This window comes from Synergistaceae bacterium (assembly GCA_021372895.1).
GTDB lineage: Bacteria > Synergistota > Synergistia > Synergistales > Synergistaceae > JAJFTP01.
The window spans coordinates 1-14,950 of record JAJFTP010000008.1 but is presented as its reverse complement, the minus strand read 5'-3'; the positions used below and the strand labels follow the sequence as shown (position 1 = coordinate 14,950).

The following is a 14,950-nucleotide window of genomic DNA, read 5'->3' as shown; positions in this document are numbered from 1 at the left end:
CTCTATCTGCATTGACAGGGGCATAAGAGAGTAATACAATAGTCTGAGTGTCATTTTCATAATATAAGGCACGGATGATTTTTTACAACATATTCCATAACGTATTTACTTCAACAGAATCATAATTTAAAACACAGGGAGGAAACAACATGAAGAAAAAAGTATTAGTTCTTTTACTTGCTGCGCTGGCGGCAATGTTTATCGCTTCTGCCGCGTTTGCAGCCGCCCCGTTCCATATCGGCATCGTAACTGGGACAGTCTCTCAGAGTGAAGACGACCTCCGCGGCGCGGAGCTTGCCATCCAGAAGTACGGCGATGTCTCCAAGGGCGGAATGATCAAGCACCTGACCTATCCCGATAACTTCATGTCTGAGATGGAAACGACGATAGCCCAGATCGCCGGTCTTGCAGACGACCCCAAGATGAAGGTCGTTGTCGTTAACCAGGCCATTCCCGGAACATCTGAAGGCTTTCGCCGCATCAAGGAGAAGCGCCCTGATATCCTCTGCTTTGCAGGCGAAGCGCATGAAGACCCGAACGTCATTACTTCCGTGGCAGACATGGCGATCAATGCAGACTTTGTCTCGCGCGGTTACCTTATCATCAACACTGCTAAGCAGCTCGGCTGCAAAACATTCGTCCACATTTCCTTCCCGCGTCATATGAGCTATGAGACCCTTGGCCGCCGCCGCGCCATTATGGAACAGGCGTGCAAAGACCTTGGCCTAAAGTTTGTATTTGAAACAGCTCCCGACCCGACAAGCGACGTAGGTGTTGCGGGCGCGCAGCAGTTCATACTTGAAAAGACACCTGCATGGGTCAAGAAGTACGGGAAAAATACAGCGTTCTTCTGCACTAACGATGCACACACCGAACCCCTTCTTAAGCAGCTTGCCAAGTACGGCGGCTACTTCATCGAAGCAGACCTTCCCTCGCCGCTTATGGGTTATCCCGGAGCGTTTGGGATCGACCTTACAAAGGAAGCCGGCAACTGGCCCGTCATTTTGAAGAAGGTCGAGAAGAGCGTTATTGCCGCAGGGGCAAAGGGACGCATGGGGACATGGGCATATTCCTACGGCTATACCAACAGCGCGGCTCTTGCTGAATTCGGCAAACGCATAGTTGAGGGCAAAGCGAAGCTCAACAGCAAAAAGGATCTCATGGCATGTTATGCGGCATACACACCGGGGGCTAAATGGAACGGGAACTATTACACCGACCTTGGTACAGGCGTGACAAAGAAGAACCTTATCCTCATTTACCAGGATACTTACGTCTTCGGCAAAGGCTACATGCATACCACTGATGTCAAGGTCCCCGCAAAATACGAGAAGATCAAGCTTGGAAGCAAATAAGAAATAAATATCAGGTTTTTAGAAAAAAAGCAAGCCTATGGGTCAATGAACACCGGTGAATAACAGAAAGCCCCTCCTTGATCAAAACTAGAGGAGGGGCTTTCTTGATAAGATAATATTCCTATTATATAATGATATATCAGAATAACTTAAAGGTATTTCTCTATGGTTGACATTTCCGTCTATTAGAATATTATAAATAGTTAAATAGCCAATACGAACAAAGACCAATTCTCTGTCGGGAAGTTTTGTACGGTTTTTGGATATTTTCCTTAAAATATCCAAGTCTAATATTTCAATATCTTTATGAGGAGGGGAAGGAAATGAAGAAATCAGCACTTTGTCTTGCTCTTGCCATGCTTCTGACCGCGGTATCCTGCGGCGCGGCTCTGGCGGAGGCTCCTTTTCACATCGGCATTGCCACTCTGACCGTCTCTCAGGCAGAGGACACATACCGCGGCGCTGAGCGAATGATAAAGGAATACGGGGACGTTGCAAAAGGTGGCATGATCCGCCACGTAACAATGCCGGATAACTTTATGTCTGAGATGGAGACCACCATCTCACAGATCGTAGGACTTGCTGATGACCCTAAAGTCAAAGTCATAGTCGTAGACGATGCTATCCCCGGGACGACGGAAGCCTTCCGGAGGGTCAAGGAGAAGCGCCCTGATGTGCTCTGCTTTGCAGGAGAACCTCAGGAGGATCCGATGGTAATTACAAGCACTGCAGACCTTGCGATCGGCGTTGACAATATTATGCGCGGATACCTCATCATCAATACCGCCAAGAAACTTGGGGCAAAAACCTTTGTACATATTTCATTCCCAAGGCATATGAGCTACGAGCTCCTTTCCCGCCGCCGCGCCATCATGGAGCAGGCATGCAAGGACATGGGCTTAAAGTTTGCATTTGAGACGGCTCCAGACCCCGTAAGCGACGTGGGAGTAGCAGGGGCGCAGCAGTTCATCCTGGAGAAGGTCCCTGCATGGATCCAGAAATACGGCAAAAATACTGCGTTTTTCTGCACCAACGATGCGCAGACGGAACCCCTTCTGAAACAGGTTGCCAAGTATGGTGCGATCTTTGTTGAGCCGGACCTTCCGTCACCACTGATGGGATATCCCGGCGCATTCGGCATTGACCTTAAGAAAGAAGCCGGAGACTGGCCGGCAATATTGAAAAAAGTTGAGGCTGCCGTAATAAAGGCAGGCGGCAAGGGACGCATGGGGACATGGCCCTACTCATACGGATGGAGCACCGTCTGCGCTCTTACCGAATATGGCAAGCGCATAACTGAGAAGAAGGCGAAACTTTATAACCTGAAGGATCTTTGGAAGTGCTACGATAAGTATACGCCGGGCGCGGCTTGGAATGGAGCGCCGTACTTTGATGTTGCAAAGGGCCTGAAAAACAAGAAACTTGTACTTGTCTACGAGGACACGTACGTCTTTGGCAGAGGGTATATGAAAGTCACAGATGTCAAGGTGCCGGAAAAATATCTGAAGATAAAATAAATTTCTTAACTAGTTTTACTGATTTTTGGACCTGGACCGGATCCGCGCCTTGCAGCACAGTGCGGATCCGGTTGCTTCAGCAGCAGGACTGAGTTTTTATCGGCGATAATTCCGGACATCACCTGCTCAAACTTTGCCTATGAAAAGCCGGTCAGTCCAAGATAAAACAATAATAGGCAATATCAACGCATGAAAATTCCGCAAAATATCCCTTAGCTGACATAATAGAGATACTTATAGTCATCCGGGTGCTTCTTGGTTCGGGAAATACCGTGCTGTCCAAAATAGTAAAAAACTATCTTAGATACCTATGGTAAACATATATAGATGTGAGTGTATATTTGATACATAATATACGCGCAATACGGGAGGATATTAAATATAATGAATAACTCAGTACCTGAGAATTCCAACGATATTTCAGGCTCATACAAATGGATGGCCCTTTCCTGCACTACCCTTGGAGCTTTACTTTCTGTGCTGAACACCAGCACCATGATGATTGCGCTGCCCACTATCAGCAAGGAATTGAACGCAGGCATGGAAGCTATTATCTGGACTGTGATGGGTTACATGCTCGTAATTACAATTCTGGTCCCTTCCATTGGAAGGGTCGCCGATATTTATGGCCGGAAAAAATTATACGTTTACGGTTTCGTCGTTTTCACAGCAGCGGCTTTATTCAGTGGATTTGCACAGAACGCATGGGAATTACTTGTCTTCCGTCTTGTACAAGCTGCAGGAGGTTCTTTGATTATGGCCAACAGCACCGCCATAGTTACCGATGCCTTTCCAAAATCAGAGCTGGGGCTTGCGTTGGGAATCAACAGCATGGTAATTGCCGCCGGATCGACAATTGGCCCAATTTTGGGCGGATATCTGACTATGTTAGGCTGGCGCTGGATATTCTGGTTTAATGTACCGCTGGGCATCTTGGGGACCATCTGGGCGCAGTGGCAGCTGAGGGAGCTGGCCCAACTGCCTGCCGGACAGAAATTCGACTGGATGGGGACCGGACTTTTTACTGTAGGTATTTTGGCCATTCTTCTTGCCATTACTATTGGTAATATCCTGGGCTGGACTTCATGGCCCATACTGACCGGCTTGATCGGCGGGACATTGTTATTGGTTATGTTTGTCATTGTTGAAAACCATACAGCCCAGCCAATGGTCGACCTGGAGCTTTTTGAGCACCGGCTTCTGGTCTGTGCTTATGCCAGCAACCTCCTGAACGGGGTGGCTCGTGGAGCGGTGACCTTCCTGCTCATCTTCTTTTTCCAGAGTGTCCGCGGACTGACCCCATTACAGGCCGGGATTTTGCTTACACCTTTTGCCATCGCTATGATGGTTCTTGCCCCCATCAGCGGCGCCCTGTCCGATCGCTACGGTTCCAGGGGGCTGTCATCCCTTGGCCTGGCCATCACTGTTGTCGGGCTTTACGGGTTTACGACCATCCAGGCCGATACACCCCTGTCGTGGCTTATCCTTTGGATGGTCATAATGGGAGCCGGCTCCGGATTTTTCACGTCACCCAACACCAACGCCATAATGCAGGCAGTGCCATCTGAGCGGCGCGGCATTGCAGCCGGAACAAGGACGATGATGAACAATATTGGGATGGTCATCAGTATGGCACTCAGCATGGGTATAGTATCTTCCAGCCTCGATCAAGGTGCTCTGATCGGTTTGTTTACCGGTATGCAGGAAGGCGGTCAGGGTATAATAATCTCCGGTTTTATTGCCGGACTGCACAAGGCCTTTTGGCTGTCCGTCGGATTCAGCGTCTTTGCAACGGCTATTTCCCTGCTGCGCGGAACTGCCGCCGATGATACTCTTGATTCTGTGCTGCGCTGACTTTGTATATAAAACAGGAAGAGACTTAAAATCTTCAGCTAAGAATATTTGAGGAACGAATTCAAAATAAAGAGATACTCCGGGAAGAAACTAAAAACCCGGAGTATTCGTATATTTGCACGTTTCCACATTACTTATAAAAGAAAGGCTGACCGGCACACGAATATAGGGATCAGCAGTTTGTAGCTAAGTACGGCCGCCTAATTATGTTCATGAAAAGATAACTTATATCACTGCTGTCCAAAATAGCAAAAATCTAAAAAAGTATCCAGTTATAGCAAGGCTTTTCAATAGTATATCGGATAAAATTAAAATAAGGCCGCCGATACGATACCTGAGCTAATTTCTGTTGCTATAACTACTAGAATAGCCACTTGTAAAAAACTATCTTGGACACATGTGAACTTATATATAACAAGGTTAACTAAGCGAGATACCGTAAAAATGCTTAAATTATTGTAAATATCTTGACAATTTATGAAACAAGAGTATACTAAGCCTAGTATGAATTAACTTACATAATATTCCTTAAAAAGAGATTAAAGATATAAACAGCACAATAAAAGGAGAAATAATAATTATGGTAAAAGCGTCTGCGGGTCCGATTATATTCTTGGTGTTTATTGTCATTGCCGCTGTGTTTGCCGCTGCCTCCCCTTCGCTGGCAATGACGCCAAACGAGCGCATAATTTCCTCAACGGATACCCTTCAGTAAATGTCCGCGCAGAGGGACGTTGAAGTCATGGCCGTGTTGGTGATGGATCGGTCAATCCATCATACTGGGGCTTAAAGTGCAATTCCGGGACGATCCTGCAAAAATGCGCCGCCGGCAGGTAGGTTCCTGCGCAACATCTGTAATCGGCAGCCGGATCCCTTTGACAGGGACGATCCGGCTTTAAGGAGGGGAATGAAAATGTTAAGTACCGTTGCTGTTATTCTGCTTGTGCTCTGGCTTTTGGGATTCGTGACCTCTCATACGATGGGCGGGTTCATTCATATTCTTCTGGTCGTTGCTGTGGTTATGTTTTTGGTTCGTATCATTCAAGGCAGGGGGCTCTAATGGCAATAGATATATCATAACATTGAGACATTCCGCCGATATGTTTTTGATCCGGGATCCATGGCTGGAATAAAGATGTTTTTGTAAAGGAGAAGATGGATATGCAGGGAATTAAGGTTGCAGCGATCATCTTGATAGCGGCAGGAATATTCGGACTGGCATATGGAAGCTTCAGCTACACCAAAGATACACAGGCGGTAAAGGTGGGGCCCATTGAAATGTCTGTAAAAGAAAAGAAGACTGTCAACATTCCTGTTTGGGCCGGAATTGGATCGATAGTTCTCGGCGGCGGGATTCTGCTTCTTGGAAACAAGAAGGGTTGAAGAAAGGAAAGGTGAAGATCATGAGCGAAGGAATTACGAATAAAGATGTGCTGAAGGGTAAATGGAAAGAAATGCAGGGCGAGGTCAAAAAACAGTGGGGTAAACTTACGGATGATGACCTGACTGTGATCGACGGAGAAAAAGACAAGCTGTTTGGAGTTATTCAGACAAAATACGGTTATGCCAAAGATAGGATCGAAAAAGAATACGAGACGTTTCTGGAAAAGAACAAAAAATAACCTGCTTATCCAGGGGTAATGGCGCACAGAACAGGGACCAGTCATATTTGAAGAATATCTGAAGAGAGGCAAGGTGGATATTATGAACGAAGACATACTGAAAGGGAAATGGAAAGAAATACAGGGCGAAGTTAAAAAGCAGTGGGGTAAGCTAACCGATGATGACCTGACTGTGATCGCAGGGGAGAAGGATAAGCTGGTAGGACTTCTCCAGACAAAATATGGCTACGAAAAAGACAGGGCCCAAAAAGAATACAAGGAATTTTTAGAGAAACACAAAAATTAGGCTGTTTTTGCAGGGGTGATAGTCAACCTGTTCCGGATCCCGTGTAAACTACGAATAGGCGCAAAGTTAGACTATTACAGCATGAGGCCCGTGGTGCAAGCCAAGCACCCCGGGCCTTTTGCATTATAGTTCCATCTCCAGGCGATCTTGTGCCGACGTTGTGCAGTTTGACCGGCCAAATAAATATTTCACCTGCTGACTTTATATTTCTTGAAAAATTGAAAAAGCATGTATAATATTATGTTGTTATAGATGATATTTGCATTTTTTATATGTGCAGTTATCCCTGCCTGCATTACCTTTCGTCTGTAACAAAAAATAATATCTCCTGAGCATAGTTTTGAGTTTAGGAAACGAGGTGAAATGAATGTCCATGGAAGTACCTCTCCTGAAAATGGAGAACATTGGGAAGGAATACTTCGGTAACCGTGTCCTTACAGATGTCAGTTTCTCATTAATGCCTGGTGAAATTATGGGGCTTGTAGGAGAAAACGGTGCAGGTAAATCCACTTTGATGAATATTCTTTTCGGAATGTCGGTCATTAACGAGACCGGCGGGTATGAGGGGAAAATGTTCATTGATGGGGAAGAAGTGCATTTCCAAGATCCTTTTGACGCACTCAACGCAGGTATAGGAATGGTCCATCAGGAATTTTCTCTTATCCCTGGTTTTACTGCAACAGAGAATATCCTTCTCAACAGGGAATCAACCAAATATAATCCTCTCGTCGAAGTTTTTGGCGAAAGACTTAAAACGCTAGACAGACCCAATATGCTTGCCCGTGCAAAAAAAGCCATTGACACGCTGGGCGTGGCGCTGGACCCTGATACACTCATCAGTGAAATGCCTGTCGGTCATAAGCAGTTCACGGAAATTGCGCGAGAAATCGACCGCAAAAAGACCCGCCTTCTGGTCCTTGATGAGCCAACGGCGGTACTTGCAGAATCAGAGGCAACTGTGCTGATCGACGCACTGAAAAAATTATCCGCGCAGGGTATCTCTATAATCTTCATATCCCACAGGCTGCAGGAGATAATTAACCTCTGCGACAAACTTATCGTCCTCCGCGACGGTAAGGTCATTCAGGAGGCAAAAACGGCTGAGACAAACGTAAGGCAGATCGCCAGCTGGATGGTCGGCAGACAGGTTGCAGTTGAAACAGAAGCGGTCTGTGAGAGAGATCATGAGAAAACAGAAGAAGTCATCCTTAAGACTGAACATCTTTGGGTCGATATGCCGGGAGAGACTGTCAGAGATGTCTCGCTAGAGGTATACCGCGGTGAGATTTTTGGGCTCGGAGGACTGGCGGGGCAGGGCAAGGTCGGCATATCGAACGGTATAATGGGACTTTATGTCTCAGGCGGCAAGGTCTTCCTGAGAGGAAAAGAAATCAAGCTCAACGATCCCCATGCGTCACTTAAAGAAGGGATGGCCTTTGTCTCGGAGGACCGCCGCGGCGTAGGGCTGCTGCTTGAAGAAGGGATCGACTGGAACATTACCTTTACAGCTCTTCAGGTACAGGAAAAATTTGTCAAAAATATGTTTGGAGGCCTTGTTAAATGGCGCGACGACAAGGCAATTGAGGAATGCACGATGGAATATATAAAAGCTTTGGAGATCCGCTGTACCGGCCCTAAACAGAGGGCGGTCGAACTTTCAGGAGGCAATCAGCAGAAGGTATGCCTTGCAAAGGCATTTACGGTCGCGCCTGAGATACTTTTTGTCTCTGAGCCGACGCGCGGCATAGACGTAGGTGCTAAAAAGCTTGTCCTGGATACGCTGCGCAGGGTAAATAAAGAGACAGGGACCACAATAATAATGACCTCTTCCGAACTTGAAGAGCTCAGGTCTGTGTGCGACAGAATAGCAATAATCAATGAAGGAAAAGTCTCGGGTATTTTGCCCGCCAAGTGTCCGGCGGAAGAATTTGGACTCCTTATGCTCGGACATGTCGCGGAAGTGCCCGCAGCTGAAATTTATGCAGAGAGCAGCAGGTGAACAGGATGAAAGATAAAATTCTGGCATTTATTGAAAACGCCGGATGGCCCAGGATCATAATAGCCCTCTTTCTTTTCTCTCTTTTTATTGCGGCGCCGTTTGTCGGAGTCCGCATAGACGCGTCGCTTTCGGATACACTTGTGCGTGTCGGGATGAACGGAATTCTAGTGCTTGCCATGGTACCCATGGTCCAGTCCGGATGCGGCCTCAATTTTGGATTGCCTCTTGGTATTATTGCAGGTCTTCTCGGGGCTGTGACATCCATCCAGATCGGAATCAGAGGCGGGATCGGTTTCCTTATCGCTATGGGGATTGCGGTCCCGCTTGCTGTTGTTCTCGGCTGGCTTTATGGTCAGCTGCTGAACAGGGTAAAGGGCGACGAGATGATGATAGCCACATATGTAGGCTTTTCTTCCGTTGCTCTTATGTGTATGGCGTGGCTGCTTCTCCCCTATACCAGCCCTACAATGATATGGGGCTACGGCGGTTCGGGACTCAGGACTACAATCAGCACAGAGGGCTTCTGGATCAACGTTCTCAGTAAGAACCTGCATATACAGATAGGCGAGTTCTTCTATGTTCCTATAGGTATGTTCCTCTTCTTCGCTTTTATGGTATTTCTGGTCTGGGCCTTCTTCCGGACAAAGACGGGAACTGCCGTTACCGCTGTCGGCTCGAATCCTGAATTTGCGAGAGCATCCGGTATAGATGTGGATAAAATGCGCACAATATCTGTTATCCTGTCTACAGTGCTTGGTGCAATTGGCATTCTTGTGTATGAACAGAGCTTCGGTTTCATCCAGCTCTACATGGGGCCTTTCTACATGGCCTTCCCTGCGGTTGCCGCAATACTTCTGGGCGGCGCGTCCGTGAACAAGGCATCGATGGTCAACGTCGTGGTCGGCGCGTTTCTTTTTCAGGGTATACTGACAATGACGCCGTCGGTAATCAACAGCGTAATGCAGACAGACATGTCTGAGGTCATAAGGATAATAGTCAGTAACGGCATGATACTCTATGCCCTTACGAGGAAAGTGATGGTGAAACGCTGATGGCAGACAAAAAGAAGGGCTCGATGAGCCTCAAGGATATACTTGCCAATAACGCGGTCCCTATAATATTCATCGCCCTTTCCGTACTGGCTATCCCTATATCCGGATTCTCGGGAACATATCTTATACAGGAAATGCTCACGCGCCTGGCCAGAAACTCTTTTCTGGTACTTTCCCTGCTGATCCCTATCCTTGCAGGGATGGGTCTCAACTTTGGTATGGTGCTCGGCGCAATGGCCGGTCAGATCGGACTGATATTCGTAACTGACTGGGCTATCGCAGGAGTCCCGGGCATGATGCTTGCGGCGCTTATTGGAATGCCGATTGCAATTCTCCTGGGTTATATATGCGGAGCTGTCCTTAACAAGGCAAAGGGACGGGAGATGGTAACATCATATATCCTCGGTTTCTTTGTCAACGGGGTCTATCAGCTGATCGTGCTTTACACAATGGGGCGCATGATACCCGTACATAATCCGCAGCTGGTCCTCTCACGCGGATATGGCATACGCAACGCGATAAACCTGACTGGACTCAGACATGTTCTTGACAATCTTATCCCTTTGAAAATAGCGACGATAGATGTCCCTGTAGCCACATTTATATTTATAGGGATTTTCTGCATCTTCATCGTGTGGTTTCGCCGCACAAAGCTCGGTCAGGACATGCGGGCCCTCGGTCAGGACATGAAAGTTGCAGAGGAAGCCGGTATACCGGTCGAGCGCACAAGGATCATCGCGATCATAATCTCTACGGTTCTGGCATGCTTTGGACAGATAATATTCCTTCAGAACATAGGGACGATGAATACCTACAACAGCCATGACCAGGCGGGGATGTTTGCGATTGCTGCGCTTCTTATCGGCGGAGCCTCTGTAAGCCGTGCCACGATAACAAACGTTTTTGTCGGCGTAACGCTCTTCCACCTTATGTTTGTCGTATCCCCTATGGCAGGCAAAGAACTTATCGGTCAGGCACAGCTTGGCGAATATTTCCGGGTTTTTGTGTCATACGGCATCATAGCCCTTGCGCTGGTGCTTCATGCCTGGAGGCGCATGCGCGACAGGGCTGAGGCTCGGCGGAGCCTAAGAGGAGAATAGGCCATGACATTTAAAAACGTAAATAGGAAACGCCTTGTCATTCGTCTGATATTAATTATTCTGCTTGTTGTACTTGGTTTCGGCCTGTATTATATAGGCAAGGAGCATGAGGTGCTGCTCGACAATAAGACCGTTGATATTGGCGGAAAAAGCTATGAAGCCGCAAAATTCATGGTTGTCACTGTTGATGGGAAAGAAGATAAATCAATAGAGCTTTACGCAGATGACCGGGATGTGGTCAAAGTCAGCGGACCAAGCCATAAAATTAAAGTTGACATTGTGAACGAAGATACGGAACAAGTGATAAAATCTGTTGAGCGCTCCTTCAATTTCGGCACAGATCCGAAGGTTATGATTTCGTTGCCGGCGCTTGCCGAGGATGCCCCTGATGTTTACCTCCCGCTGCCGGCTGCCTATGACCCGGATGCAGTTTCAGAAGTGGCGCCGTCTCCTCCTGCGGAAGAAGCGCCAAAAACAGAGATACCAGCCATAGTAGAATAATAACTGTCCCGCCGAAAACATATACTGATGATCGCAAAAAAATGTCCCCGGAGTGATTCACTCCGGGGACATTAATGAAACAGGATAATATCTGTAAAATTGGCGGGCTCGGCCGGAGTTGAACCGGCGACCTACGGCTTAGGAGGCCGTCGCTCTATCCTACTGAGCTACGAGTCCGCATCACACAAACACTAGTCTAACACGTAACAGCAGGTTCTTGCAACTGTTTTCCGGAGAGATTTTTTTGCACTTATATTCCCGAGATAACACAAAGTTATTTTTGCCCTAGCCCTATATCGATGTTGTTTTCTATTGAGCTGATGTTTGCACTAAGAAAACCTCTTAAATATTGCCTGAAACAGCCTTTCGCAATTTTTACCATCGTTATATGCAAACGCAAACTTCTTCATCTCATCCATTTTATCTTGAAACCGTTCAGTTGAAAAATTATTCTCTACAAAAAAACGGACCCAGAAAGCGGCATCCTCTGCGTTATACGCTACAGGCCCAAACAGGTCTTTTTTTAGGTCGATATAAGATCCGGTATGCTGAAGATATTCGTCAATGTCAAACTGGTAAAAAAGAACAGGTTTATCTATAAATAGAAAATCCCAGCAGACGCTTGAGTAATCCGTGATCAGGAGTGAGCTTTTCAGCATGGTTTCAAGCAAGTCGTTTTCCTGATCCAGAATGCTGATGTTTTGAAGAGAAAAAGTCTGTTTAAATTCAGCAAAAAATTCTCTCATCCACATGTGGATGTATATTTTCATATTGATGCCATGCCTGCCCAGGTAGCTATCCAAACCTGATTCAGCGATAAAAGCAGTTATCTGTACTAAAAAATGACTGCCGCGTAATGTTGTTTTGTCTGCGTTCCAGCTTCGCCATGTCGGCATAAAGAGAATTGTGTTTTTTTGGGCAATTATATTTTTCCTTTGATAAAAAAGTCTGTCATGACGAGGAAGACCGGTTAGCGCAATTTTTTCTTTGGGGATCCCCCATTCCTGATTCTTGATGCGGGCTTCCTCAGCTGAGCTTGCTACGACAATATCTGCATACGTAGCATATGAGATGATGGGAGCACCGGCGGCGGACCCAGATTTTGTTTTCTTTAAAGCCGCTATCCCATGCGTAAGCATAACATCGACGGTCTCTTTCCCGAATTCGCTTTTTCTATAATCTGTCACATCGTAGCGGCCGTGGGAACAGATAATGACATTTGCAATTAGAGTCATAACATTTGCATGAAAACTCTCCTTTATTAAGACACGATCAAACGGAGGAACACTGTACCCTTTTTTTGCATGATCATGATATGCATCTGCTCGTATTACCCAATATGAATCGATTTCAGGGTGATTGGAAAGCATATATTCGAAGAAAATCGCAGAGTTATCTTTGTAGTCTCTTCCTCCAAAGGCTCCGAAAATGAAAATACGTCGTTTCCCGCGTAATTTTTCGCGGCCCCAGAACCTAACCCATAGTTTTGCAAATATATGATTAAATGGACAAAGCAATTTCCTCCAGAGTCGCGGAAGAATCAAGGATGGATTATGCGAATATTTGTTAAACTCCGCTCTTATGCTCATTAAGTAAAGTCCTTTCTTGCATGGAATATTGCTCAGACTGGATCAGCATACCGGCCTTCGAGTCAAGAGGATAAACTCTTATGGCCGCATTTTTATATGCTTTCACGCCTATAACTTTCCGTAAGCTTATGGAACAGCTCGAGGTTATTAACAGCATCACCGTGTGCTATGCCAACCATTACATGGCTGTCATTCCGGTCAAAGAGCATTGTCTGATATATCAGGCATTTTTGCGCATCTTCAGCGTATGCGACAAGTTCAACGCCAAAAAGACCATCTATTGAAACTTCCCTCTCAGAGACAATATCGAGACTTTCCCCTTTATCTATCAACTTAAAGCGCTCTTTAGCAAAGTCGATTCGTTTATTTGGCATGAGCTGTCTGCAGGGAGACCTTGATATGACAAATATAGCCCCGTCGGCGCTCTTAGTGGGAAGTTCGCCGTCTTTTGTGTAGACGAGGGCATCCTGTTGGATGGTTGCGAGACGGAATGGGGTCCCGTCTGCATTGATATTGAGGAGAGGAGATGTCTGTTGGGGTTCACAATTGCCTTTGTCCCAGCAGACGGATTTCAGCATTTTGAGGACTGCTTCGCCGCGCGCCTGATTTTTTGAATCGTAGAGTCCGTTTATCATCCATGTCTCGCTGTCCCGGTCAATTACAAGTATCCATTTGCCCATGACTGCGTTATTATCCTTCTGAAAAGCCTTTATAAGCATCGCACGGGAACCATTCCAGATAAATTCTGAGCGCAGTTTTATTTCCATGCCGGCTTTTTTAAGGTTATTACCGTTGAACTCATCAACAAGAGTCTCATAGGGAACGCGAAGCTGTGACGCCTCAAGAGATATCTTTTTTGTTTTATCTGCACAGCCGGAATCAGTCTTAAAAAGGTTGACCCCCGCTACGGGCTTTATATAGACAGGGATATCAAAGACGCCTATGTGCGCGGCCGTCTTGTCTGTATTGATTTCCATGGGTTTTTCCGCGCAAAATACCGCGGATGCAGAGATGAACATGATGCTTGCTGCAAGCATCACAGCGGCAGATCTCTTTGTTGGCATGAGCTAGATACCGTTGTCTTCTGACTCTGTATCCGGCGAAACAGGATTCTCTTCTGTCAGGCCCGGTATATTGGGAACGCCTGGAGCTATTTTCTTGAAAAGGTCAAGGAAGAAGCCCTTTACCATTCCTGTCTGCTTCTCTTTTACCAGATTGTCGGCATAATGCAGGGATTCCTGGGTATTTATGGCACGCAGGGCGCTGATTTGTTTATCCGCAGCCTCGTAATCCTTGGCTCGTATGCATAGGAGTCCCAGAGTATGGCGTGATTCTGCATCATTTGGGTCCAGCTTTACAGCCAGTTCATAATACTTCCGGGCTGAGTCATAATCTTCAAGGCCGATGGAGCTCCGGGCAAGACCATTGATAACCCGCCTGTCTGGCCTGAGGCTGAATTTGTCTGCCTTCTTAAATGCTTCAAATGCTTCCGCATAATTTTTTGACGCAAGCTGGGACTCTCCCTCGGCAATGTTCCTTTCCCGTATCGTTCCCATCACAAAGAACGCAGTCCCGCAGAGAAGCACGATTGCAAGGAGGACTATAAGAACAGTCATAAATTTCCCAATGTGTTTTTTCATGTCCTTCACCTTCTGTAATCAGATTTTGGTTTCCGACAGCCGCGAGTTCCAGTTGTATCTGACGAGCCTCATCATGCCGTTAGTGTGCAGAAGAAGGTGCAGCCCGCAGAAATCCATAAGGAAAAAGAAGAGGTCGTTTAGTTTGAAGCCGAAATAGTGACACATCAAAGTCCATATTACACCGCCGTGTGCAACAACAAGAATGTCCCCTGACGGACATCTTGTCAGGATATCTTCAAAAGCCGGGACAGTGCGTTTCTGAAGATCTATAAAGCTTTCCCCCTCAGGCGGCGCTATGCTGTCAAAGGAACACCCCCGCGCCTCATAAAGTTCATCCCATGTTTCACGCACTTCGTCAAAACTCCTGCCCTCCCAGTCGCCCAAATTTATCTCACGAAGACCGGGGATTTGGGTTATTTCAGCCTTGCGGTCAGG

At 46.7% G+C, this 14,950-nt stretch carries 15 protein-coding genes and 1 tRNA gene; 11 read left to right on the top strand and 5 right to left on the bottom strand.

Annotation, left to right across the window (positions count from 1 at the left end; translation table 11 throughout):
- Positions 1–149: 149 nt before the first annotated feature.
- The 11 genes from LLF78_01040 to LLF78_00990 all read left to right on the top strand — a co-directional run bounded on the left by LLF78_01040 (position 150) and on the right by LLF78_00990 (position 11,286).
- Positions 150–1,355 carry a DUF3798 domain-containing protein gene (locus tag LLF78_01040; protein MCE5201087.1) on the top strand — a complete coding sequence of 402 codons (1,206 nt, stop codon included), beginning with the start codon at positions 150–152 and terminating at the stop codon, positions 1,353–1,355.
- A gap of 323 nt (positions 1,356–1,678) precedes the next feature.
- Entirely contained in the window at positions 1,679–2,872 is a 1,194-nt protein-coding gene (locus tag LLF78_01035; protein ID MCE5201086.1) for a DUF3798 domain-containing protein, read from the top strand.
- A gap of 384 nt (positions 2,873–3,256) precedes the next feature.
- Positions 3,257–4,726, top strand: a complete 1,470-nt coding sequence (locus LLF78_01030) for an MFS transporter (protein ID MCE5201085.1) — start codon at positions 3,257–3,259, stop codon at positions 4,724–4,726.
- 913 nt (positions 4,727–5,639) lie between these two features.
- Positions 5,640–5,786, top strand: coding sequence for a lmo0937 family membrane protein (locus LLF78_01025; GenBank protein MCE5201084.1), 147 nt, complete (start codon positions 5,640–5,642; stop codon positions 5,784–5,786).
- Positions 5,787–5,887: 101 nt separating this feature from the next.
- The gene (locus LLF78_01020; GenBank protein ID MCE5201083.1) at positions 5,888–6,109 is read left to right on the top strand and encodes a hypothetical protein; all 222 of its coding nucleotides are present in this window, start codon (positions 5,888–5,890) and stop codon (positions 6,107–6,109) included.
- A gap of 20 nt (positions 6,110–6,129) precedes the next feature.
- Entirely contained in the window at positions 6,130–6,348 is a 219-nt protein-coding gene (locus LLF78_01015) for a CsbD family protein (GenBank protein ID MCE5201082.1), read from the top strand.
- 82 nt (positions 6,349–6,430) lie between these two features.
- Positions 6,431–6,634: a CsbD family protein gene (locus LLF78_01010; GenBank protein MCE5201081.1), complete on the top strand. Its 204-nt coding sequence runs from the start codon at positions 6,431–6,433 to the stop codon at positions 6,632–6,634.
- A gap of 367 nt (positions 6,635–7,001) precedes the next feature.
- Positions 7,002–8,633, top strand: coding sequence for a sugar ABC transporter ATP-binding protein (locus LLF78_01005; GenBank protein MCE5201080.1), 1,632 nt, complete (start codon positions 7,002–7,004; stop codon positions 8,631–8,633).
- A gap of 5 nt (positions 8,634–8,638) precedes the next feature.
- Positions 8,639–9,685, top strand: a complete 1,047-nt coding sequence (locus LLF78_01000) for an ABC transporter permease (protein ID MCE5201079.1) — start codon at positions 8,639–8,641, stop codon at positions 9,683–9,685.
- Entirely contained in the window at positions 9,685–10,785 is a 1,101-nt protein-coding gene (locus LLF78_00995) for an ABC transporter permease (protein ID MCE5201078.1), read from the top strand. The genes LLF78_01000 and LLF78_00995 overlap by 1 nt, the downstream gene beginning before the upstream one ends.
- A gap of 3 nt (positions 10,786–10,788) precedes the next feature.
- Positions 10,789–11,286: a hypothetical protein gene (locus LLF78_00990; GenBank protein MCE5201077.1), complete on the top strand. Its 498-nt coding sequence runs from the start codon at positions 10,789–10,791 to the stop codon at positions 11,284–11,286.
- 100 nt (positions 11,287–11,386) lie between these two features.
- Here the strand turns inward: LLF78_00990 and LLF78_00985 are convergent.
- From LLF78_00985 to LLF78_00965, 5 genes are all read right to left on the bottom strand, one after another.
- Positions 11,387–11,463 (bottom strand) — tRNA-Arg (locus tag LLF78_00985).
- 152 nt (positions 11,464–11,615) lie between these two features.
- Positions 11,616–12,803, bottom strand: a complete 1,188-nt coding sequence (locus tag LLF78_00980) for a CDP-glycerol glycerophosphotransferase family protein (GenBank protein ID MCE5201076.1) — start codon at positions 12,801–12,803, stop codon at positions 11,616–11,618.
- A gap of 164 nt (positions 12,804–12,967) precedes the next feature.
- Positions 12,968–13,915, bottom strand: a complete 948-nt coding sequence (locus LLF78_00975; protein MCE5201075.1) for a hypothetical protein — start codon at positions 13,913–13,915, stop codon at positions 12,968–12,970.
- 27 nt (positions 13,916–13,942) lie between these two features.
- Positions 13,943–14,515, bottom strand: a complete 573-nt coding sequence (locus LLF78_00970) for a tetratricopeptide repeat protein (GenBank protein MCE5201074.1) — start codon at positions 14,513–14,515, stop codon at positions 13,943–13,945.
- An 18-nt stretch (positions 14,516–14,533) separates the two neighbouring features.
- On the bottom strand, positions 14,534–14,950 hold a 417-nt coding region (locus LLF78_00965), incomplete at its 5' end, for a histidine phosphatase family protein (GenBank protein ID MCE5201073.1).

What these genes read in the sequence shown, in the direction of transcription:
- LLF78_01040 (MCE5201087.1), top strand. Translation starts at nt 150, where the DNA reads ATGAAGAAAAAAGTATTAGTTCTTTTACTTGCTGCGCTGGCGGCAATG.
- LLF78_01035 (MCE5201086.1), top strand. Translation starts at nt 1,679, where the DNA reads ATGAAGAAATCAGCACTTTGTCTTGCTCTTGCCATGCTTCTGACCGCG.
- LLF78_01030 (MCE5201085.1), top strand. Translation starts at nt 3,257, where the DNA reads ATGAATAACTCAGTACCTGAGAATTCCAACGATATTTCAGGCTCATAC.
- LLF78_01025 (MCE5201084.1), top strand. Translation starts at nt 5,640, where the DNA reads ATGTTAAGTACCGTTGCTGTTATTCTGCTTGTGCTCTGGCTTTTGGGA.
- LLF78_01020 (MCE5201083.1), top strand. Translation starts at nt 5,888, where the DNA reads ATGCAGGGAATTAAGGTTGCAGCGATCATCTTGATAGCGGCAGGAATA.
- LLF78_01015 (MCE5201082.1), top strand. Translation starts at nt 6,130, where the DNA reads ATGAGCGAAGGAATTACGAATAAAGATGTGCTGAAGGGTAAATGGAAA.
- LLF78_01010 (MCE5201081.1), top strand. Translation starts at nt 6,431, where the DNA reads ATGAACGAAGACATACTGAAAGGGAAATGGAAAGAAATACAGGGCGAA.
- LLF78_01005 (MCE5201080.1), top strand. Translation starts at nt 7,002, where the DNA reads ATGTCCATGGAAGTACCTCTCCTGAAAATGGAGAACATTGGGAAGGAA.
- LLF78_01000 (MCE5201079.1), top strand. Translation starts at nt 8,639, where the DNA reads ATGAAAGATAAAATTCTGGCATTTATTGAAAACGCCGGATGGCCCAGG.
- LLF78_00995 (MCE5201078.1), top strand. Translation starts at nt 9,685, where the DNA reads ATGGCAGACAAAAAGAAGGGCTCGATGAGCCTCAAGGATATACTTGCC.
- LLF78_00990 (MCE5201077.1), top strand. Translation starts at nt 10,789, where the DNA reads ATGACATTTAAAAACGTAAATAGGAAACGCCTTGTCATTCGTCTGATA.
- LLF78_00970 (MCE5201074.1), bottom strand. Translation starts at nt 14,515, where the DNA reads ATGAAAAAACACATTGGGAAATTTATGACTGTTCTTATAGTCCTCCTT.